Origin of the sequence: Pelosinus sp. UFO1 (assembly GCF_000725345.1) — a bacterium.
In the GTDB taxonomy this organism is placed as follows: Bacteria; Bacillota; Negativicutes; order DSM-13327; family DSM-13327; genus Pelosinus.
This window is the reverse complement of record NZ_CP008852.1, coordinates 1336704-1358156: the sequence shown is the minus strand read 5'-3', so window position 1 is coordinate 1358156 and position 21453 is coordinate 1336704. Positions and strand designations below refer to the sequence as shown.

The window sequence follows — 21453 nt, the reverse complement described above, 5'->3', positions numbered from 1 at the left end:
ATCAGATGTTTCGAGAAAGCTTTTCAAGAATTTGCTTTAAATATGTAATGTCTTTGTCATCTATACCTCTTTGGGCACGGATTAGAACATCAGTAGCAATCGGGATGAGTTTCTCTTTCAGTTCACACCCCGTGTCAGTAAGGTAAACTAAAACTATTCTCCGATCTTGTGTGTCAGGAATTCTATTAACCAATCCTTTCTTTTCTAACTTATCCAAAATTCGTCCAGTATTGGGCTGGTCTTTGCCTGTTCTTTCCGCTAAATCTTTCTGTGTTATCCCCTGCTCTTCCCACAACCTACTTAAAACGGCCCACTGTTCAGCCGTGATATCATACTTGCTGATACTACGATTCAGTTCATTTTTCATTTTTCCAGCAACGACATTTATCCAAAAGCCGAGTGAATCATCCAATTTAAAATGCATATTTTCCTCCATATGATTGTCATGACATTTATTGTTATGACAATCATATATCTTAGACAAAACCCCTGTCAAGATAATGAATAAAAGAATTTACATTTATTTAGTGTTATTTACCAAATATGGCACGTTCCTTAGTATGTATAAAAAAAGTATTAGCATTACGCTAATACTTCTGTAGCTAAACTTGCTTCATCCTTTTTCCAAGATACAAATCTAAATAGTAATATCATACTCCATACGTCTTGCAGTTGTTTTCACAACATCTTCACCCAATAGCCGCTTAAGGATGTGAAATGACATATGTATTCCAGCAGAGATTCCGCCAGAAGTAATAATTGAACCTTCATCAATAAATTTGCAATTCCTCTCCATGTTCACATTGGGAAATTCCCTTTCAAGGCGGTCAATATCCATCCAATGGGTAGTGGCTCGTTTGTCATTAAGCAATCCTGCCTTCGCTAACAAAAAGGCACCTGTACATACAGAAGCAATTAATTCCACTTTGTTTTTTTGATTCTTAATCCACTGTATTACCGTTCCATTATTTATTTCTATTTCTTCAGCTCCATATCCACCTGGAACAATAAGAATATCGAAATCAGGAGCATTTTCAAAGCTAAAATTTGGTTGCACCATCAGTCCATTTCTAGCCTTTATCATCTTACCATACTGCGATACCGTTTGTACTAAAAACGGTTTGTTCAATTGCTCTGGAGCAGAAGCGATAGAAAAAACCTCAAATGGCCCTGCAAAATCTAATACTTCAACCTCGTCAAACAAAAGTATACCTACACAATAAGATTTTTCCATTTGTTTACCCTCCCATTTCAATATTCTTTAGATAGCGATTATACTCAATTATTATTAAGAATTTTTCATTGATTTTGGGATATTTCTATAACTAGTTAAACAAATCCTATATTTATCCTTCAAGTGAGATTGTTAGTTTTTCCAAGCCGCTGTATTGGTTTATTTTTGAGATGAAAATGCTCCCCTTAAGGGTAGTATTTTATTATTTAATCGATCTACCTTTAGGGGAGCATATTAGTTTGAGACAGCCCCTCATACTATTCTTTTAATAACATCAATAGCTCCGTCATTATCCGTACCCTCATACTCTACGTGTTGGTAATAGAGATGGATCAGCAATAGCAATGACATTCTTGTTATTAAGTACAAAGCATATTTCTTCGCACAAACAATGCCAATATCAAACCGATAACAGATAAAATCAGAAAAACCATGAAATTCTGCTGGGTTCCAAAGGCAATCGACTGAGCGATACCATCTGTCGTCATGTTGGAAAATGATTGGCTATACTTTACACTGTTCATCGTTAAAATGCTTGAGGCAAGCGCGGTCCCCACAGCACCGGCCACTTGCTGCAATGTGCCCATAATGGCAGCTCCATCTGCATAGTATTGCCTAGGCAGCTGATTGAGACTATTAGTTTGCGCTGGCATTGCCAGCATAGAAGCGCCAAACATGAAGACAGTATAGGTAATGGTTAATTCGATGAAGGTAATAGATACAAATGAAAAAATAAACAGGGTAAGACTAAGCAGCAAAAAACCTGTAGAAAGTAAAAGCCTAGGACCATGTTTATCGTAAAACTCGCCGGTAAGCGGAGACATGATTCCATTGACTACCGCACCGGGCAACATTGCCAAGGCTGCAGCGATGCTGGAATATCCTAATGTTTTTTGTATATACAGTGGCAACACAAAGCCTGCCGCTAAGACACTCATCATACTGATCATGACAATAAATGCACCTATGGTAAACATTGAATTGGAAAACACACGCACCTGAATCAACGGCTTAGCCAAATGTAGTTGTCTATACGCAAAGGTAGCCAGACTAAGCCCTCCAATCATAATATAGCCAAATACGGCAGGACTGTTCCAGCCTAAGTCAGCTGATATACTCACTCCATAGACAATACCCACAAAAGCAATGGTGGACAAAAGAACTGATAGATAATCAACCGATATTTTTTCCTTCGAGTGAATGTCAGGAATATATTTGCTGCCCAGCATAAAAGAGACCACAAGTATTGGCAGCATACTGATAAAAATCCAGTGCCAGTTTATCCATTCAATAACGAACCCACCAAAAGTAGGACCCAACGCAGGTGCAAAACTAGTGACAAGTCCAATGATTCCCATAAATTTGCCTCGCCTAGTAACTGGAATTTTTTCTAAAATGATGTTCATCATTAATGGAAACGAAATACTGGTTCCTATTGCCTGAACAATTCTTCCGTAGAACAGCATTTCAAAATTCAATGTGAGAGCGCAAAGAAGTGTTCCGATAGTAAAAATGGTGACTGCTGCCTGAAATAATACTTTTGTCCGAATACGCTTTACAAATAGTGGAGAAAGTGGCAATAAAATGGATAACGTTAACAGATACCCTGTGGTTAGCCATTGAATTACAACTGCTGATATGCCAAATTCATTTATTAATAAAGCGTAGGCAATATTTAACGCTGTTTCCGAGAGAATACCAATAAAGGTAACAATCGCAATGGATACAACGGCAATAATGGTATTTCGTTCAGACATGTTAGATTCTGTTGTCATTTCTATACCTCTAATCTTAGAATCTATCATTTTTTCTCCGATACCTCTTTCATAGACTGATAAATAAACTCTACCGTCTCTATCATGGAGAGGTATTTTTCTTGATCAATTTCAGAAAAATATTCCGCCAATTTGGCATGATAATCTAGAACATACTTTTGTACACATTCTTTACCAAAAGGGGAAAGTTCTACTAGTACAATTCTTTTATCATCATCAGCTATTGTTTTTTTTACAGTTCCTATATCAACCAGTTCGTTTATCAGCTTTGTAATACTAGGCTTAGTAATCTGCATAGCTGTACTCACATCCGTAACCCGAACGCTCCCATTTTGATTGTACTTTTTGTAAATCACATTAAGTACACGAATATGACTAGGTTTCATATCCTTAGGTAATTCTGGCATACATTCTATTGCTTTTTTCGCAAGCCACAAAGCTTCTAATATTGGAATGACCATATCATCCTTCGTCATGCTATCCCTCTTTTCCTAATACTGCAATTAGTTACTTATAGTAATTATTATATATAACTAATTGCATTTTATCAAGAATATATTTTTTTCAACCTCAAGAATCATATAATCGATATACACCCATTTTTAATTGTATCTTGAGAAAAAGCGTTCTTATTTATCAAAAAAATAGGTAGTCTCCCATTCAGTAAAGGACGAGAGATTCCTATATTCATGTATATCTACATCATGGACTTCCTGCAACCTTGCATTTGTGCATAAAAAAGCAGCCTTCCCCTCAACATATAGGGAAGGCTGCTTCTTCAGGATTAGTCAAAGAGAATTTTCTTGACTTAATTCTTTCTCAAACGGGCTTGCGTACAACATCAATGATTGAGCCGTCACGATACTCAATAACAGCGACTACTTCATCGCTAACCTTAATTGGTTCTGGTTTTCCTGCCAGATCATAGGCAATCTTTTGAAGTTCTTGGATGCTCATTATCGGCAATCCTGTTCCTTTTAGATTTTCAATTAAATCAAGTCGTCTTGGATTTATGGCGATACCGCGTTCTGTTACTACAACATCAACAGTCTCACCAGGCGTTACAATGGTATTGACACTGTCGATAACCATTGGAAGTCTGCCCCGAAGAAGCGGCGCTACAACAATAGCCAGCTTGGCTCCAGCCGCAGTATCCGAGTGACCGCCAGAGGCTCCCATGATTACGCCATTAGAGTCAGTAATTACGTTGACATTAAAGTCAACATCTACTTCTGTAGCACTTAAGATAACTATATCCAGGTCATTAACAATAGGACCGCCATTATGGGGGTTAGCATAGAATGAAGCTGACATTTCCCGATGTTTTGGATTGTTTCTTATAGACTGTATAGAGGGGATATCGAAATCCTGTACATCAAAAATATTTTCTATTAAGCCTTCTTCTAACATCTCGACAAAGGGGGCAGTAACGCCACCAATGCCGAAGCTTGCGGTAATTTTTTGCGCGATCATTTTTTCTTTGATAAATTTTGCAGCTGCTAGCGAAGCTCCGCCGCTTCCCAGCTGCAGGGAGTATCCATTTTTAAAGTAACCGGAGTGCTCAATAACACCAGCAGCATATTCAGCAATTAAAAGTTCCCGGGGATTACGGCTGATTCTAAGAGCTCCGGAGGCAATTCCTGCCGGATCGCCGATGCTGTCCATAACTACGATGAAATCTACCTGAGTTTGGGGAATGCTAATCGGATGCACCGGATGATCCATCAAATTGTCAGTAATTGCCACAACTTTATCTGCATACGCTGCATCCACCATGGCATAACCCAAGGAACCACAGGCTGATTTACCATGAATACCATTCATATTACCAGCGCGATCACAGCAAGGTGCACCGATAAAAGCCACATCAATATGCAGTTCACCGTTTTCAATGGCTCTGGCCCGTCCCCCGTGAGAACGTATAATGGTAGGCTTAGAAAGCTTCCCTGAGGTCATAAGTTCTCCCAGTTTGCCTCGGCCTCCACTGGTTTCAATTGCAATAATAACCCCCTGCTCAATATAGGGTATGATTGCATCATTCACACCATTGAGAGAACTTGGTGCCAATGTTAAGCCTTTAATATTTTTGCGGGCAATGGCCTCAATTACTTGATTAAGTATATAATCTCCATTACGGAAATGATGGTGAAAGGATATTGTCATCCCGTCTTTTAAACCAGACGCTTCGATAGCCTGTTCAATGGACGAGAGAACTTTATCAGCCCCCGGTTTACTTATCCGTATTTTAGCTCCAGCCATCCGGCCTTCTGGTGTGAACGCAAATGGTCCGGCATAGGGACGAATGTTATTTAGACCTTTAATCGTTTCAGGAATTACTCTTCCAACTGAATTTATCATCACCAATCCCCTCTCCTTATCTTCTGATAGCCGCTGCATAAGCCAACACTCGCTCGGCTCTATTAACAATCGGCGTATCAATCATTTTTCCATCTAAAGCCACTACTCCAGCTTTACGTTCAACAGCTTCCTGATAAGCGGCCAAAACCCTTTCAGCATGCAGCACTTCTTTTTCTGTAGGGGTAAAAATTTCATGAACTATACGAACCTGACGTGGATTGATTACAGATTTGCCATCAAACCCTAATTTTTTAATCATGTTAGTCTCTGCAATAAAACCTTCCTCATCATTGGCATTGCTAAATACCGAGTCAATGGCTGCAATACCAGCCGCCCTGGCAGCAAGCAGAAGTTGGGATCTAGCAACAAATAACTCCTGTCCTTCCCGACTGCGGGTTGTTTTTAAATCCGCAATGAAATCTTCTCCTCCAATAGCCAATGCCACCATACGCGGACTGGCAGTGGCAATATCATAAGCCTTCATAAGTCCCTTAGCGGTCTCAATGGCCGCCATCATTTGAATGCTCCCTGGCGCAAAACCATACTGTTCTTCGGCTTTGGTTATCATCTCATCTACAATGATGATATCCTCCGCTGATTCTGCTTTTGGAAGACGAATTAAGTCGGGCTTGGCTGCCAACACCACCCTCAGGTCGTCCATTCCATAAGGTGTCTGAATATGATTGATACGGATAGCCACTTCACATGGGAATGTAAAACGCTTAATGGCGTTATGAACCAGTTGACGTGCAGCATCTTTTTCACTGATAGCCACGGCATCTTCAAGGTCAAAAATTACAGTATCTGCACCGTATATTCCCGCATTCTGCAGCATTGCTGGATTGTTACCTGGCATAAACATCATAGCACGGCGTAGTCTTTCTTGTTTCATGATTTCTCCTCCCCTGCTTCCAAAGCCCGTGAGATGGCTGTCATTACCCGAGCCTCGATAGTATAGTCCAGCGCACCCTTATCAATAGCATGAACGTGTGCGTCCTCGATGCCCTGGGCTACTAAGGTTTTCACAATAATTTCTTTTATCTGCGCCCCATATTGTTTCATAGCGGGCGTAACCACTTCGATTGTTAAACCACTGCCCGTCTGAACTGGTGCTAACACAATCATAATATCCGAAGACTCGACAGTTCCCGCTTGGGCTGTTTTTTGTATTTTGCTCATAACATTCCCTCCAATAATTCGGTCTTGTCGCCAATCATCACCCTGCAATGATTGTCTCTTACATCGCCATTATTATAAAAACTTCATTTTATTTGCATTATATCTAATATTCAGACAAAATTAAAATACATTTATGCTATACTAAGTCATAAGAAAAATTTATATCATGCTGCTTAGAATAAAGATATTGGGGTAAGTATCCCTAATGTAGCAGATTATTGACATCTTCAGGAGGGTACGTCATGGAAGATCGGGATTGGATGATTTTACAGGTTCTACATGAAAAGAAAAATATCACTAAAACTGCACAAGCGCTATTTATTTCGCAACCCGCTCTAACAGCCCGCTTGCGGCAAATTGAAAAAGAATTCGGTATTACCATTGTGCACCGAACAAGTAAAGGGGTTAGATTTACGCCACAAGGAGAGTTTTTAGCTAGATCATCTGCGGAAGTTTTATTAAAGCTACGTAAGATTCAAGAACAAGTACTCAACCTAGACGGAACAGTTACCGGAACTTTGCGGTTAGGTGCTTCCAGCTACTTTACCATGTGGACGCTGCCACCCCTTTTAAAGCTGTTCAAGCAGCAAAATCCGCAGGTAGAATTCAAGGTATTAACTACTTGGAGCAAAGATATCTTCAACTTAGTCTACAATCAAGAGGTGCATATCGGCTTTGTTAGCTCGGATTATGGCTGGTCCAGCCATAAACACCTATTATTTGAAGAACCTATTTATGTTGCTTCCAGAGATGAAGTGACTCTTAAGGATCTTCCTACTCTGCCCCGCATCAATTATCAATCTGACGGTCTCATTAAAGCAAAAATTGATAAGTGGTGGCGGGAAAATTTTTCACAACCCCCTACAATCAGTATGGAAGTAGATAAACTTGCCACTTGTAAAGAAATGATCAAACATGGCCTCGGCTATGCTATTATGCCAGGCAGGATATTACAAGATGTGGACACATTGCACAAGATTATGCTGACAGACCAAGAAAAAAAACCGATTTTACGTGCTTCCTGGATGATTCACAATGAAGAAGCCTTAGAAATGACGGTTCTGAAAAAATTTATTGATTTTGTGCAAAAGACCATGGTCCAGTTTATATAACTCTCCTACAACAATAACTATATTTGATAGCCAGCTATCAATAGTTTGAATTTTACAATTTGCAAGAAAACATCTTATACTAAGTTCATGTGAACCATGCATGAACGGCAGTTTAATTATCAGAAGATTACAAACTTAAACTGCTGTTTAGTAATGGACAGGCTCATCCACATATGCTGATTAATCTGTTTGCAGTCTGTTATTACAAACTAATTTCTTTTTTATTCAGAAAATCTTTTTTTGAGGAGGACTACTAATGTCTACATTGGCAATTGCTGGGTTTTTAATGATTACTGTTTTCATGTATCTAATTATGTCAAAACGAATGTCTGCCATGACTGCCCTGATGATTATTCCTGTAATCTTCGCAGTGGCTGTATCGGGCTTCGACCCCAAGCTCGGAAAAATGATGTGGGATGGAGTTAAACAAGTTGCACCAACCGGTATTATGATCTGTTTTGCAATTCTATATTTTGGTGTCATGATTGACGCAGGTTTATTTGATCCTCTAATTGACAAAATTCTTAAAACCGTGAAAGGTGATCCTGTTAAAGTTTCCATAGGTACAGCACTGCTGGCGATGATTGTTTCCCTAGACGGTGACGGTTCTACGACCTACATGGTAACCTGTTCTGCTATGCTAGCAGTACACAGACGCTTAGGACTTAATCCTTTGATTTTACCTTCGATTGTACTTATGATGAACAGTGTAATGAACATTATCCCATGGGGGGGGCCTACTGGTCGTGTATTAGCTTCCTTGAAGCTTGAGGCTGGCGATGTTTTCGTTCCTCTTATTCCAGCCATGGCCATAGGTTCTCTTTGGGTACTATTTGTGGCCTACAGATGGGGCCTAAAAGAACGTTCTAGACTTGGTACATTGGTGTTAAATGATGCTCATGCTGAGGTTTCAGCTTCGGTTGCCGTTGATCCTGAAGCTGAAAAACTAAAACGTCCAAAAATGTTCTGGATAAATCTTGGTATGACTGTACTTCTTATGGTTTGCCTGGTTAAAGAAGTTCTACCTTTGGGTATCCTATTTATGATTGGTACAGGCTTAGCTTTATTAGTCAACTATCACAGCTTGAAAGAACAAAATGAACGCATTATTGCCAACGGTGCGAATGCGATCCCAGTAGTTTCCATGGTATTTGCCGCAGGTATTTTCATGGGAATTATGTCCGGAACAAAAATGGTAGATGCCATGTCCCAAACGATTATAGCCGCTATTCCGCCTTCTATGGGACCCCATTTTGGTTCCATTACAGCGCTTATCAGCTTACCTGGTACCTTCTTCTTAACTAATGATGCGTTTTACTTTGGAGTTCTGCCTGTCTTGACTAAAGCTGCTTCAGTTTATGGCATCAGTGCCGCTGAAATGGGCCGTGCAGCTCTCATCGGTCAAGGCTGCCATCTCTTAAGTCCACTTGTTCCTTCCACTTACCTTTTAGTAGGTCTAAATAAAGTTGAGTTCGGCGACTTCCAAAAGTTCTGTTTACTTCCTGCAATCGCTATATCTCTGCTTTGGTTTGGATATGCAGTCGTCACAGGCTTAATTCACTTATAAGCAGCTAACTAGCATACTGGACGCAAATGTAAAGGCTTCACGACTTGAATGTCGTGAAGCCTTTTTTGCTACAATTTCCCCATTAGTCATCGGTTATTGTTTTCTTTATTACTACATCTTCAGCTACCATTACTTTATCCGGCATGACAGCTTTAAGTTCTAATAATAGGTCTTCCCCAGGTTTAAAATATATCCGGCATATTTCCGTCTTGCCTTGTCGACCAGTCACAGTATACGCCAACGTCCACACTTCTCGTCCATCAAGAGCTGAATGCAGAGAATACGTCCTTCTGAATTTTATAACGCCAATGAGCTTTGGCTGGTAATGATATATCCCGATTATATTCTGGTAGGGCACTTCATAAGCCGTCTCACCAGTTACTGTATGTTTGGCAATCCGCAGGCATGTGGAATCTATTTCGTATTTATATTTTGCACTTACCCGCCTCACCAGGGCTATTAGGATAACAACATAAAATAACAGTTCTGCCGGCTGATATATTTGCAACACAAACCATTTTACAATTGCCATAGTCGCCATGATTAAAAATATTATTATGGCTGTGGCCATTACAATCAGATTCTTCTTTGCTACCCTAGATTCAACCACCAACCTACTCCTATTTGTTTCTTTTTTAGACACCTAGAGCCCTCCTGTAAATAAATATAGGTGGGAAAGAGTTTTCCCACCTATATTGTATTAATCTATTAAGTTTAAAATTCCGCTAGCCTTCTACTCTTCTTCATCTTCAAGAGATACAGGAAAAGCCTTATGCAACATTTTCGTCGCCAATATAAAAACCAAAATAACGCAAAACATAGTCGGTAAAGCAATACACATCATGGTAAGGGCCTTAATCAATGCTCCATCCATCGGTTACACCTCCATTTATTTTGCTAACGCAGGTATCAATGCCAGTACTAACCCGCCAGCTACAACTGATGCCACCTGCCCAGCTACATTAACACCAATGGCATGCTGTATGATAAAATTAGTCGGATCTTCCTTCAACGCCATCTTAGCAATAACCCGCCCTGACATGGGAAATGCGGAAATACCACAAGCACCAATCATAGGGTTAATCTTAGTAGAACTAAATAAGTTCATAAATTTAGCGAATAACACTCCAGCAGCAGTGTCAAATACGAAAGCCACTGCACCCAATCCCATAATCATAGCCACTTCAACTGTTAAAAACTTCTCGGCTGACATGGTTCCGCCAATGGTTATCCCCAGCAATAAAGTCACCAAATTTGCCAACTCATTCTGGGCAGCATTGGAAAGATTCTCTACTACCCCTGATTCTTTAAGAATATTGCCAAACATCAAGCTGCCGATCAGAGCTACTGAAATAGGAGCTACGATACCGGAAATCAGTGTAATCATCACGGGAAACAAAAACTTAGTTGTTTGAGAAACAGGTTCCCGATCTTCATAACTCATTTTCATTTTACGTTCCGCTTCGGTCGTCAACGCTCTGATTACCGGCGGTTGAATAACGGGAACCAGTGACATATAAGAATAGGCTGCTACAGACAAAGGGCCAAGCATTTCTTTTGCAAAACGGCTGGCTACATAAATGGTGGTAGGTCCGTCAGCCGCGCCGATAATCCCGATGGACGCAGCATGTTCAAAGGAAAACCCTAAAAAGGTTGCACCAACAGCAGTGGCAAAAATACCAAACTGAGCGGCTGCGGCAAACAACATAACAGAGGGCCGGGAAATAAGCGGTGTAAAATCACACATGGCACCAATTGCAATAAAAATTAAGACAGGAAACAACTCGTTGGCGATGCCCCCCTGATATAAAACCCACAAAAATCCTTCTTCCCCAACAATCTTCGAAACTGCCGAAGAATGAGGAATGTTAGCCAATATTGCACCAAAACCAATTGGCAATAAGAGTGCCGGTTCATAATCACGATTTACAGCAAGATAGATAAGTAATGCCCCAATGCCCCACATAACTATGTGTTTCCAGGAAAGAGCGATGAAGCCCATAAGCAGCTCGTCTAACCAGGGATATTGATAAATCAAAGCTTCCATTTTTTATTCCTCCTATATTCATTTTTCCAAAAGTACTACCCATAAATGGTTGTATTGTAATACTGCTTCTAGCTTCCACGTCTATCCATCAACTGCTGTCTTCCGGCGAGTGCCCAGATGTTATTACCTCTTGTAATCTTCAGTGCAACATCAGTTGTACCCATCATCTGATATACCGCTGCAGCTATAACAGCTACCACTTCCTCCATATCTTCTTTAGTATCCTCTATCGGTACTACCGTCGGCTGTTGCTGAGAGGCAACCTTTTTTCTTCTTTTTTCAGCCGGTTTTTCACCAAAAAGTCCATCTAAAAAACCCATGATTTCATCTCCTTTTCTTAAATTAGGAACAACTTGTAACTTAAAGTATGACCGAGTTCATTCGTATCTGGAAAAACGCTGTCATATATAATCGTATTATAGCTAATCTTCAGATAAATATAAAATACATTTGTGCTATATTGGCCGATAAGAAAATTGGATATCAGGCTAAAACGGCTGGAATCTTTGAGTTCAAAGATTCCAGCCGTTCTTTTGTAATGCGTTATATTCTGTTCACCCATTTCGCTCACAGCAGTCAAATACGCGGACAGTGGTTGCCTTCAACCGTCACATTCTTCTCCATTCGATGCAATAACCTTCTTATACCAGTCAAATGATTTCTTCTTGGATCTTTCTAAAGTTCCATTTCCTTCATTATCCTTATCTACATAGATAAAGCCATAACGTTTTTTCATTTCTCCTGTTGTAAATGAGACTAAATCAATGCATCCCCAAGGAGTATATCCTATTAAATCAACACCATCTAATTCAATCGCTTTTTCCATTTCTTTAATATGTGCTCTTAAATAATCAATTCTATAATCATCATTACATGAACCATCTTTTTCCTTACTATCAATAGCACCAAAGCCATTTTCTACAATAAACAAAGGTAGTTCATATCTCTCATATAAGAGATTTAAAGAATATCTCAGCCCTACAGGATCAATTTGCCATCCCCAGTCAGAGGCTTTTACATATGGATTTTTAACGCTGGTACTTGATCCCAAGATTGAATTTCCGTCAGCCGTACTAACACCAGATTTAACAACATCAGACATATAATAGCTAAAACCTATGTAATCTACAGTTCCTTCAGCTAATATTGTTTCATCCCCTGCTTCCATCTTGATATTGTATCCTTTTCTTTTCCATTCTTTTAATGCATAAGAAGGGTAATGCCCCCTGCAGTGTACATCAGCAAAGAAATAACGGTCATGCATTGATTCTACCTGAAGCATCATATCATCAGGATTACAAGAGAATGGATAAATAGGAACAAAAGAAACCATACATCCAATTTTAAATTCAGGATTTATTTCATGTCCAGCCTTAACTGCCAATGCGCTGGCAACCAATTCATGGTGAACAGCCTGGTACATCACTTCTTCCCTGTTTTCACCTTCTTGAAAAAGAAGTCCAGAACATGTCCATCCGAAAATTTCATTAACAGTATTCTTCTGGTTATTAATTTCATTAAAAGTCATCCAATACTTTACTTTATGCTGATATCTGGCAAAAACAACCTTTGCAAATCGTACAAAGAACTCTATAACCTTTCTGTTTCTCCATCCACCATATTCTTTAGCTAAATGATACGGCATTTCAAAATGACTTAATGTAATAACAGGTTCAATTCTATGCTTTATCATTTCATCAAACATATTATCATAAAATTGTAACCCTTCTTCATTTGGTGTTAATTCATCACCTTTAGGGAAAATACGTGTCCATGCAATACTTGTTCTAAAACATTTAAAGCCCATTTCTGCAAATAAAGCAATATCTTCTTTATAGTGACCATAAAAATCAATTGCTTCATGGTTAGGATAATTTTCACCTTCAACTACTCCATTCGTAATAACTCTTGGTACACCATGTGCACCAGCAGTCATCACATCTGCTACGCTAGGTCCTTTTCCGCCTTTATTCCACCCACCTTCTAATTGATGAGCAGCAACTGCTCCACCCCATAAAAAATCCTTACCAAAAGCCATTAAAATATCCCCCAATTTTCAAATATAAAAGTACTCAAAATATAGAATCAGCAATGATCCTCTTATTTAGTATCATTTGTTTTATCTTCTTAGATTATTATAGTGTCATACCCATATCACTACAATTGAAAAAAACCAAACTGTATTGGTACAGTTTGGTTCCTACCTCTTTGTAATGGATGCATTTAATGGAAAATTTGCTATAACGACAAAACTTATTTTACTTTTTTTCAAAAATCTCATATCGCACTTTATTTTAATTAAAATACAACTCCTGCAAAGCCGAACTTTGCAGGAGTTGTCGCTCTTATAAACGTCTTTTGACTCATTAATTGGCTTTAAATTTTACACTAACAACGCGATAAATAAATGTTGCAAGTACTGCGATAAATACGGTCAATCCAAGCCAATCCGCTGTGGGGCCAAATTCCTTGCCTACGAGTACCAGCGGCGAATCGCTGCCACCACTTGTTACTGAAAATACAATGATAATGGCAATGATAACCCCCATTAAACTTTCACCAACAATAAGCCCAGATGCAAACAGTACGCCATGGCGGTTGCAAATTTCCACATCTTCTTCAATATTTTTCGGACTCCGTTCAATCGCCCGATTACGCAGATAACGATTGACAAAGTAACCCATGACAGCACCTATGATAAGCGGAACTTCCAATGTAGGCGGCAAATAAATTCCCATGCCTACAGCTAACGGCGGCAGGTAGTATTTTGTTGAGTTCTTTTTCAATAGTAAATCTACAATAATGATCACAATCCCGACTCCTACGCCGAAAAGAATATAATTCCAATCTAGATTATGACTAAAAATCCCTTTGGCTATCGTAGTCATCAAAGTCGCCTGTGGTGCAGATAGAACTTGACTTTCGTCCATTCCAGCGCGCGGCATAGCCCCAACAAAACCATATGCTTCATATAATAAGTTCAGTACTGGTGCAATAGCAAAAGCTCCGATAAGGCAGCCCAACAATAAGGATACTTGCTGCCTCCATGGCGTAGCGCCGACGAGATAACCAGTCTTTAAATCTTGCAAATTATCGTTGGAAATAGCAGCAATGCTGACAATAACACTCGTCATGAAAATAGCTAAAGCAGTAGCGAATTTACTTCCTGCTTCCGTATCAAAAAGACTCACTGCTGTACCGATGCCCAATACGACAAGTGAGGATACAATAATTCCCAGAATGCCAATCCCCGAAATCGGACTAGCCGATGTACCAATTAATCCGGCCATGTAGCCACACGCAGCAGCTACAAAAAATCCCATTAAGATTGCGACGGCAACGCCTGCAATAATAAACATCCAGGTGGCACCTGCTGACAAATTCCCGTCCGCAATAAAGGAATAAAACGTTCCCAGTAAGCCGATAACAATAATAGCCAAAACCATCGCTGTCGTTTTAGGGGACAAATCTGTATCCATACGGTGCAAACCTTTTCCTGTTTCAGAACTCCTCATAGCTTGTATCGAAATGCGCATACCCTCTATGATAGGTTTTACTAAAGTGATCAGCGTCCATATTGCAGCAATGCCAATCGCCCCAGCACCGATTAGGCGAACCTTTTGTGCCCACACAGCGGATGCAAACGCACTGGCGCTCTGTCCAGCTGCCGGTGACATCACAGATGTAAGATACGGCACAAGTACACCCCACGCCAAAATAGTACCCACTAACATTGCCATACCACTGGCAATACCAATCAAATAACCAGCTCCCAATAAAGCAGAAGAAAAGCCGAGAGGCAGCTGGGAAGTAGATTTGCCAAAGGTGAACCAATAGTGCACTCCCGATGAAATAACTTGAAAACCATCCGCACACAAACTGACAATAGCCGAAACAATACCACCGGCCATAATATCCTTTATGCCATTTTCTTTGGCTCCAGCAGCGTTACCACTACCTACTTTCAAAATTTCTGCAGCTGCCAGCCCCTCAGGGTAAGGCAAATCACTATTGACAATCATAGCACGGCGCAATGGAATCGTGAACAACACGCCGAGGCAGCCGCCACAAGCACAAACCATCAAGGTCTGCCAGAAATGAAATCCCTGCCAATACCCTAGCATTAATAAACCGGGAATAATAAATATAACTGCTGAAAGAGTACCCGCAGCCGATGCCTGGGTCTGAACCATATTATTTTCCAAGACATTGGAATCTTTAAACATCTTCAAAACTGCCATCGAAATAACTGCTGCAGGAATAGAAGACGAAAACGTAAGCCCTACTTTTAAGCCCAAATAAACATTGGATGCTGTAAAAAGGACTGTAATTAGCATTCCTAGCAACATTCCCCGAAGTGTTAGTTCAGGCACTTGCAGGTCATGACTCATAAAATCTACCTTTTTCATATGCACACTCCTCGTTAATAAATTTTACTACTGGCTTGCCAAACCTTTTTTACAAATTTATCAACCCTCCCCCCAATCTCTAATGCATTGTAAGTATATGCTCCTTTTTGATTATCAGTAGTAAACTGGATAATATTGCAATAAGGATTATATTGGTAAATTTCTATATTTTTACGCAAAGTCCTTTGTCTATTTCTTGTATACTTACAAATTCAAGTAAAAGTGCGTTTTAAATTTTTTCAGACCTAAGTCTGAGGAAACCTAAAACGCACTTAGCGATTACTATTTTTCTTGTATGCCCGGGAGAACTCAGTAAATATGAAATATTGAATGTTACAACAGCTTTCAAGCCTACATACAAAGATACCTTACATCATCGAATGATTTGCCTAAACTCCAATTTTCGCTTTATAATAGCCGTCCCTCCAACCTTAACTTCACAAATTTTATTATTATCTATCTTTAACCTTACTAAAATCTCAGAAGGTTTTTTCATAGAGTATCCCTGCTCAAATACAAGTTCAGAGGACTGTTCTTGATTAATAACGCCATGATTATATAAATAGCAAGCTAAAGCTCCATTTGATGTGCCCGTGGCCGATTCTTCATTTATATTATAAAGAGGTGCAAAATTTCTACAATGTGCAGTAGAATCAAATTTAGTTTCTAAGGAAAAAACATGAAAGCCAATTATATTGTACCTTTTGCTTAGTGCAGCTATTTTCTTATAATCTGGTTTTATTGAAAATAACCTATCCAAACTTTTGACAGGAATCATTATATCCTTTAATCCTGTAGAAACTATCTGAATCGGCAAATGGGAAATAAAATCATTCTGAGTAATATTTAAGCTCTCTGTAATTTCATTTTTATCAATGATATTTAAATACTCTGGAGTATTCTGGTTCATATAAATTTTATCATGATCAACGTCAATATTTAAAATACCTGCTTTTGTTTCTTGGCACAGAATTCCATCGTCAATCATCTTTTTATTTTTTAATAAAGCAAACGTTGCGATTGTCGCATGACCGCATAATTCAACCTCAGAATTAGGGGTAAAAAAACGTACTTTATAATTTGCTTTCTCTGACTTTTGTACAAACGCTGTCTCAGAAAAGCCTACCTGCTGTGCGATATCTAACATTTCTTCATCTGAAAGACCATCTGCTTGCAATACAACTCCTGCAGGATTTCCTCCATCTTTTGTTTTTGCAAAAGAATTTAATGTATATACGATTACTCTCATCTGCTCCCTTTCACTTTCCAAAAAATATATTAATTCATCAGCATATCACTGCTTATGTTAATACAGTTAATGTTTTAACATAAAATTCCTGCAAACTCTAATGAAAACCCTTGTAGGAATTTTATAGCTACTTCTTCAATTATTTTTTTAAAATCCCTCATTCGTCGTTTTATTTTCCCACGAATGAGGGGTTTTCATTTCCGTTAAAACTGATTCAATTCACTTCTTATACCTATCTTCAACTAGCTAATTATGTACGGATAAAGAATGAGGGAAAATTTTACATTACTGGTTGAATTCCAATCCACACCAGAATGTAGTAAGTATATCACAATTAAAAGGAGGAATTTAAAATGGATTTTGTAAGTCAAACGAAAGAAAAGGTAATGAGAACAAAAGCCAACTCTTACCCGATCGTGCTCGTCCATGGATTTATGGGTTGGGGTAGAAACGAGGTGCTGGGACTAAAATATTGGGGCGGCGTGACTGATTATGAACAGGAACTTGCCTCAAGCGGTTATACGACTTATACTGCAACGGTAGGACCTGTATCTAGCAACTGGGACAGAGCATGTGAGTTGTATGCCTATATCAAGAGCGGAACGGTAGACTACGGTCAAGCACATTCTACACAGAAGGGGCATAGCAGGTATGGAAGAACATATCCCGGTCTCTATCCTGAATGGGGCAATCTCACAACAGAAGGTAAAATAAATAAAATTCATCTTGTAGCTCATAGTATGGGTGGTCAAACAGTGCGTACCCTTGTTCAACTACTGAAGGAAGGAAGCGCAGAGGAAAGAACTGCAACGTCGACCCAATTGAGTCCCCTCTTTGCAGGTGGTAAATCGTGGGTTCACAGTGTTACGACTATTGCTTCTACTCATGATGGTACCACCCTTGCAGACGGAATCAATATCTTTGATGATTTCGCCAAGAATTTGGTGGCCTCTCTTGCCTCCTTTACCGGTGCAGGGGAAGAGCTTATCTATGATTTTAAACTTGATCAGTGGGGTTTGAATAGAAAGTTAGGAGAAAGTCTTACAGACTATACAAACAGGGTGTTTAACAGCAACATCTGGAATAGTACGAATGATCTTGCAAATTGGGATTTAAGTACTGATGGCGCTCGCGTGCTGAATTCATGGGTTAAGGCACAATCTGATGTATACTATTTTTCTTATTCTACTTGTGCAACTGTCCCAAGTATTCTGACGAACAATGAGCTTCCCCATGTAATTAATATGACTCCCTTGCTATATCCATTTGGAACATTCATAGGAAGTTATACGCGTAATGAACAAGGGCGTGTTATTATTGATGACAGTTGGAAGCCCAATGATGGCGTGGTCAATACCATTTCTCAGAATGGTCCAAAAATCTGGTCTTCCGATAGAATCGTCAACTATAATGGGGTGCCACAAATAGGCAAGTGGAATTCCATGCCCTTGTTAGATACGATTGATCATATGGATGCGTGCGGTATTGGAACAAATGTATTAACTTCTTCCTGGTATAAGAGTCTTGCTGAAAAACTAGGTGAACTAACAATAAGTAATTAATGTAAAACATAAAAATAAGTAAAGCATCTAAGAAAATAAGTCAGTAAAAAACCTGCTAGTCTGAACTAGCAGGTTTTTTACTAAGCATTTTTATCATCAAAAAGAAACACTATCTGCCGCTTCACTTATCGCCTTTTTAGTAATGGTTTGATAATAATCATTTCTACCTATTCCGTCTGGAACCACGTCGGTTGAATTATTACGTTGATTAAATATAACAGCTATGTTAGTGCCAGTTGCCCGCCATAGCAAAATTGATGCCGTTCCAGGTAAACTTCCAGTATGTATCCACTGTTGCTTTTCCCCTGGATTCCGAATCTCTCCTTTTAGCCAGTATACTTGAGCAAATTTCACAAGACTTTCCGTAGAAGCTATTAACCTTCCGTTTGCATCTAAGTTTTCTAGATAGAACCCGCCATCAGGCAAATACACATCTTTTCGTTGGTCAAATAAGGATTGAGTTATAAAAGGGTCGGAATACCACCCTACCTCATTTGAATCGCGTTTTTCAGGTAGCGAATAGCCAGGCTTTACATCTTCTAACCCTAGTGGATGTAAGACTACTGTATAAAGATAATCGTAATAGGACTTCCCTGTTACCTGTTCAATAATAATGCCTAGTAATGCATATCCAAAATTCGAATAAGCATACTTTTCCCCCGGATTATATTGCAGCGGCTGCGACATCATAAATGCTGCAATGTCGCTTATGGAAGGAAGACCATTTAGCCCCATTTCATTAGATATCTTTTTCATCGAAAACATAGGATCAAAAGCAGCTTGGCTGTCCCAGCCGCCCTTATGATAAATTAAATGACTAATGGTAATATCTTCCCACCTTGGATCATAGTAATTACCTCCAAGCGGCTTAATATTTAGTACATCAACCACTTTTTCATCTAAGCTAACTTTCCCCTCGCTAATGAGATGTTTAATAGCAGCATTAGTGAAAGATTTTGTTATACTTGCTATCCTCATTCGTGTTCCGGGCTGGGTAGGTATTTTCCTGTCCTTATCAGAATAACCATACCCATGACTTAGAACTATTTGTCCATCATGCATAACCGCCATCGTTCCTGCAGGTATGTTATGTTCCTTCATAATTTCAACAATTTTAGTATCAAAAACCTCCAAAGCTACATCAAACTCACCAGTGACTGGAATTCCATTGATAAAGCGTGTTTCTACCTCTGCCGTTACTGTAATAGCAGTAATAAGACAAAGGAAAATAGTAATAAATAGTATGTTAAATAAATTTTTCAAAGTTCATCTCCTCTCGTAATGTTAAATTTTATAATGTTATGTTCGCTTCAGGCTCTGCAAGAGAGTGGATTATTTAGAATATATAGTACGTTAATAATATATGGTAACATTTACCAATTATACTGCTAGTAAAAAAATCCTGCATCACTTATATAAGGATGCAGGATTTTTGCTATTTTTATCACGTTACTATAGATAATTTTACGGACGTGCCGCCACTGTCACTTCACATCTAGACCTTGCTCTGATTATTCGCATCAATGATTTCTTTTAGTTTCACATTCCGATTCATGAATCTAGTATTGCTGCGCTCAATTTTTAGATGTATTGCAGTTTGCGGGCAATGGTGTATACACGCAAAGCATCCTTCGCATTTATGCAAATACTCGGGTTTTCTATCAACTTTAATATTGCTTATAGGGCAAACCTTTTCACATACTTTGCAACCATTACAATTGTCTCGAATAATAAACTGCTTATCCCCATTATCACGATGAAGTTTATTGATGAATTTAGAGACACCTTTAGATAAGACATTTGATACAAATCCTTTTCTTATGAGCTGTTTTTTTCTGCTTTTAATATCTCTTACTATTTGCTCTAGCTTTTCTTCCGTTTTTTTCGTGTTTTCTTTTTTTAGCTGGTCTTCTATTTTAAATATAGGAAGATAATTATCAACCATAAGAACTTTATTTGTATAGTTGAACTGAATGCCTGCCTGATTCCCGATTTTTTCCATGTCCCCTAACCCGGATGCCTTATTACCATAAGTCATAATTGCAAAAAAGTAATTGGCCTTAAACTTTGACCCCTTAATAAAATTCATTACCATCCTTGGGGGGGCAAAGCCGTAACAGGGAAATACAAAGCCAATCGCTTCATCTGCAAACTCACGCTTTCCTTCCTTTAACATCTGAGGAATTGAACATAGTTCTCCACCGATTCTTTTGGCAACGTACAAACTGTTTCCTGTAGCTGTAAAATAAAATATTTTCATTTTTATTTCCCTTATCTTTCTATTATTAATTTTTATCTTGCTTATAAATATCTCATTTGAACTCTTTCATTATAATTTTATACTTTAATACTTTTGCAATAATCGAATTGTATTGCAAAAAAATTATATCTATTTCTGTAACGAATTTTGTAGGGCTAACATCTTGCTTACTTCAGTCACTAGTTCTTCATTTACCCTACACACTAGAAATTTTCCCCTTTTTTCAGTGAAAATGAGTTCTGCATTCACCAATTCTTTAATATGATGTGAAATTGTCGGCGCACCAATATTCAAACAAACCATGATATCTGCAATACAACATTCCCCACCCGTCTCAAAACTGGCTTCATGAGCCTCGGCAATTTTCAAATACAATTCTAATCGATTCTCATTCGAAAGAGCTTTAAATATTTTCGCCATTTTTTTTGTATCCATTTTTGCAACTCCTATTTTAGTTGTATTAAAGTTCGATAAGTCTCGAATTGAGTTTATCTTATATTGACGTTATTGTCAATTGAATCATTAATAATTATTCATCTGTATTGCTATAAAATTTACCCCAAGGATTCATATTCCATGGGGTAAATTTTTATTATCTTACTATCGGAAGTCACCTTATTACTTTTATAGTCATAGCCCTCTTTTTATGTTTCGGTTTGATGTTCTCCTTATGTATCCGCATTCAAGAATAGATCAAAATA

The 21453-nt window shown here is 38.7% G+C and carries 20 protein-coding genes; 3 read left to right on the top strand and 17 right to left on the bottom strand.

All coding sequences use genetic code 11. From position 1 onward, the window contains the following. Position 1: 1 nt before the first annotated feature. The 7 genes from UFO1_RS06070 to citD form a co-directional block, all read right to left on the bottom strand. Positions 2 to 424: a MarR family winged helix-turn-helix transcriptional regulator gene (locus UFO1_RS06070; protein ID WP_038669105.1), complete on the bottom strand. Its 423-nt coding sequence runs from the start codon at positions 422 to 424 to the stop codon at positions 2 to 4. A 213-nt stretch (positions 425 to 637) separates the two neighbouring features. After that, positions 638 to 1234, bottom strand: a complete 597-nt coding sequence (locus tag UFO1_RS06065; protein WP_038669102.1) for a DJ-1/PfpI family protein — start codon at positions 1232 to 1234, stop codon at positions 638 to 640. Between the two features lie 359 nt (positions 1235 to 1593). Then, positions 1594 to 3009, bottom strand: coding sequence for a DHA2 family efflux MFS transporter permease subunit (locus tag UFO1_RS06060; RefSeq protein WP_038674958.1), 1416 nt, complete (start codon positions 3007 to 3009; stop codon positions 1594 to 1596). A 26-nt stretch (positions 3010 to 3035) separates the two neighbouring features. Beyond that, entirely contained in the window at positions 3036 to 3485 is a 450-nt protein-coding gene (locus UFO1_RS06055) for a MarR family winged helix-turn-helix transcriptional regulator (protein ID WP_038669099.1), read from the bottom strand. Positions 3486 to 3828: 343 nt separating this feature from the next. Then, positions 3829 to 5367, bottom strand: coding sequence for a citrate lyase subunit alpha (gene citF / locus UFO1_RS06050; RefSeq protein ID WP_038674957.1), 1539 nt, complete (start codon positions 5365 to 5367; stop codon positions 3829 to 3831). Between the two features lie 16 nt (positions 5368 to 5383). Continuing rightward, entirely contained in the window at positions 5384 to 6259 is an 876-nt protein-coding gene (locus tag UFO1_RS06045) for an aldolase/citrate lyase family protein (protein ID WP_038669096.1), read from the bottom strand. Next, positions 6256 to 6546, bottom strand: a complete 291-nt coding sequence (gene citD, locus UFO1_RS06040; protein WP_038669095.1) for a citrate lyase acyl carrier protein — start codon at positions 6544 to 6546, stop codon at positions 6256 to 6258. Before citD ends, UFO1_RS06045 begins: the two co-directional genes overlap by 4 nt. A 242-nt stretch (positions 6547 to 6788) precedes the next feature. Here citD and UFO1_RS06035 point away from each other — a divergent pair, with 242 nt between their 5' ends. Together UFO1_RS06035 and UFO1_RS06030 are read left to right on the top strand one after the other, a co-directional pair. Then, positions 6789 to 7658, top strand: coding sequence for a LysR family transcriptional regulator (locus UFO1_RS06035; protein WP_038669093.1), 870 nt, complete (start codon positions 6789 to 6791; stop codon positions 7656 to 7658). A gap of 256 nt (positions 7659 to 7914) precedes the next feature. Then, positions 7915 to 9225 (top strand): CitMHS family transporter, encoded by a 1311-nt coding sequence (locus tag UFO1_RS06030; RefSeq protein ID WP_038669091.1) that lies wholly within the window; start codon positions 7915 to 7917, stop codon positions 9223 to 9225. Positions 9226 to 9307: 82 nt separating this feature from the next. Here the strand turns inward: UFO1_RS06030 and UFO1_RS06025 are convergent, their stop codons facing one another. The 7 genes from UFO1_RS06025 to UFO1_RS06000 all read right to left on the bottom strand — a co-directional run bounded on the left by UFO1_RS06025 (position 9308) and on the right by UFO1_RS06000 (position 16930). After that, positions 9308 to 9868, bottom strand: coding sequence for a hypothetical protein (locus UFO1_RS06025; protein ID WP_038669088.1), 561 nt, complete (start codon positions 9866 to 9868; stop codon positions 9308 to 9310). Between the two features lie 90 nt (positions 9869 to 9958). Beyond that, entirely contained in the window at positions 9959 to 10099 is a 141-nt protein-coding gene (locus UFO1_RS25410) for a hypothetical protein (protein ID WP_173406210.1), read from the bottom strand. 15 nt (positions 10100 to 10114) lie between these two features. Next, positions 10115 to 11272 (bottom strand): sodium ion-translocating decarboxylase subunit beta, encoded by a 1158-nt coding sequence (locus tag UFO1_RS06020; protein WP_051788846.1) that lies wholly within the window; start codon positions 11270 to 11272, stop codon positions 10115 to 10117. Positions 11273 to 11340: 68 nt separating this feature from the next. Beyond that, positions 11341 to 11592, bottom strand: coding sequence for a hypothetical protein (locus UFO1_RS06015; RefSeq protein WP_038669085.1), 252 nt, complete (start codon positions 11590 to 11592; stop codon positions 11341 to 11343). Between the two features lie 281 nt (positions 11593 to 11873). Beyond that, the gene (locus tag UFO1_RS06010; protein ID WP_038669082.1) at positions 11874 to 13310 is read right to left on the bottom strand and encodes a 6-phospho-beta-glucosidase; all 1437 of its coding nucleotides are present in this window, start codon (positions 13308 to 13310) and stop codon (positions 11874 to 11876) included. Positions 13311 to 13638: 328 nt separating this feature from the next. Beyond that, positions 13639 to 15681: an OPT family oligopeptide transporter gene (locus tag UFO1_RS06005; protein ID WP_038669079.1), complete on the bottom strand. Its 2043-nt coding sequence runs from the start codon at positions 15679 to 15681 to the stop codon at positions 13639 to 13641. Positions 15682 to 16054: 373 nt separating this feature from the next. Beyond that, a complete protein-coding gene (locus UFO1_RS06000) occupies positions 16055 to 16930 on the bottom strand; it encodes a PhzF family phenazine biosynthesis protein (protein ID WP_038669076.1) in 876 nt (291 codons plus the stop codon). 353 nt (positions 16931 to 17283) lie between these two features. Between UFO1_RS06000 and UFO1_RS05995 the strand changes: the two genes are divergently transcribed. After that, positions 17284 to 18492 (top strand): triacylglycerol lipase, encoded by a 1209-nt coding sequence (locus tag UFO1_RS05995; RefSeq protein WP_038669073.1) that lies wholly within the window; start codon positions 17284 to 17286, stop codon positions 18490 to 18492. A 96-nt stretch (positions 18493 to 18588) separates the two neighbouring features. Here the strand turns inward: UFO1_RS05995 and UFO1_RS05990 are convergent, their stop codons facing one another. The 3 genes from UFO1_RS05990 to UFO1_RS05980 all read right to left on the bottom strand — a co-directional run bounded on the left by UFO1_RS05990 (position 18589) and on the right by UFO1_RS05980 (position 21187). Next, a complete protein-coding gene (locus UFO1_RS05990; protein ID WP_038669070.1) occupies positions 18589 to 19755 on the bottom strand; it encodes a serine hydrolase in 1167 nt (388 codons plus the stop codon). Between the two features lie 232 nt (positions 19756 to 19987). Continuing rightward, complete coding sequence (locus UFO1_RS05985) at positions 19988 to 20752, bottom strand: EFR1 family ferrodoxin (protein ID WP_038669068.1); 765 nt, start codon at positions 20750 to 20752, stop codon at positions 19988 to 19990. A 129-nt stretch (positions 20753 to 20881) separates the two neighbouring features. Then, positions 20882 to 21187 carry a helix-turn-helix transcriptional regulator gene (locus UFO1_RS05980; protein ID WP_038669066.1) on the bottom strand — a complete coding sequence of 102 codons (306 nt, stop codon included), beginning with the start codon at positions 21185 to 21187 and terminating at the stop codon, positions 20882 to 20884. Positions 21188 to 21453 lie beyond the last annotated feature (266 nt).

Bases quoted from the DNA above. Each gene is read 5' to 3' on its own strand.
- UFO1_RS06070 (WP_038669105.1), bottom strand. From the start codon at position 424: ATGCATTTTAAATTGGATGATTCACTCGGCTTTTGGATAAATGTCGTT.
- UFO1_RS06065 (WP_038669102.1), bottom strand. From the start codon at position 1,234: ATGGAAAAATCTTATTGTGTAGGTATACTTTTGTTTGACGAGGTTGAA.
- UFO1_RS06060 (WP_038674958.1), bottom strand. From the start codon at position 3,009: ATGACAACAGAATCTAACATGTCTGAACGAAATACCATTATTGCCGTT.
- UFO1_RS06055 (WP_038669099.1), bottom strand. From the start codon at position 3,485: ATGACGAAGGATGATATGGTCATTCCAATATTAGAAGCTTTGTGGCTT.
- citF (WP_038674957.1), bottom strand. From the start codon at position 5,367: ATGATAAATTCAGTTGGAAGAGTAATTCCTGAAACGATTAAAGGTCTA.
- UFO1_RS06045 (WP_038669096.1), bottom strand. From the start codon at position 6,259: ATGAAACAAGAAAGACTACGCCGTGCTATGATGTTTATGCCAGGTAAC.
- citD (WP_038669095.1), bottom strand. From the start codon at position 6,546: ATGAGCAAAATACAAAAAACAGCCCAAGCGGGAACTGTCGAGTCTTCG.
- UFO1_RS06035 (WP_038669093.1), top strand. From the start codon at position 6,789: ATGGAAGATCGGGATTGGATGATTTTACAGGTTCTACATGAAAAGAAA.
- UFO1_RS06030 (WP_038669091.1), top strand. From the start codon at position 7,915: ATGTCTACATTGGCAATTGCTGGGTTTTTAATGATTACTGTTTTCATG.
- UFO1_RS25410 (WP_173406210.1), bottom strand. From the start codon at position 10,099: ATGGATGGAGCATTGATTAAGGCCCTTACCATGATGTGTATTGCTTTA.
- UFO1_RS06020 (WP_051788846.1), bottom strand. From the start codon at position 11,272: ATGGAAGCTTTGATTTATCAATATCCCTGGTTAGACGAGCTGCTTATG.
- UFO1_RS06015 (WP_038669085.1), bottom strand. From the start codon at position 11,592: ATGGGTTTTTTAGATGGACTTTTTGGTGAAAAACCGGCTGAAAAAAGA.
- UFO1_RS06010 (WP_038669082.1), bottom strand. From the start codon at position 13,310: ATGGCTTTTGGTAAGGATTTTTTATGGGGTGGAGCAGTTGCTGCTCAT.
- UFO1_RS06005 (WP_038669079.1), bottom strand. From the start codon at position 15,681: ATGAAAAAGGTAGATTTTATGAGTCATGACCTGCAAGTGCCTGAACTA.
- UFO1_RS06000 (WP_038669076.1), bottom strand. From the start codon at position 16,930: ATGAGAGTAATCGTATATACATTAAATTCTTTTGCAAAAACAAAAGAT.
- UFO1_RS05995 (WP_038669073.1), top strand. From the start codon at position 17,284: ATGGATTTTGTAAGTCAAACGAAAGAAAAGGTAATGAGAACAAAAGCC.
- UFO1_RS05985 (WP_038669068.1), bottom strand. From the start codon at position 20,752: ATGAAAATATTTTATTTTACAGCTACAGGAAACAGTTTGTACGTTGCC.
- UFO1_RS05980 (WP_038669066.1), bottom strand. From the start codon at position 21,187: ATGGATACAAAAAAAATGGCGAAAATATTTAAAGCTCTTTCGAATGAG.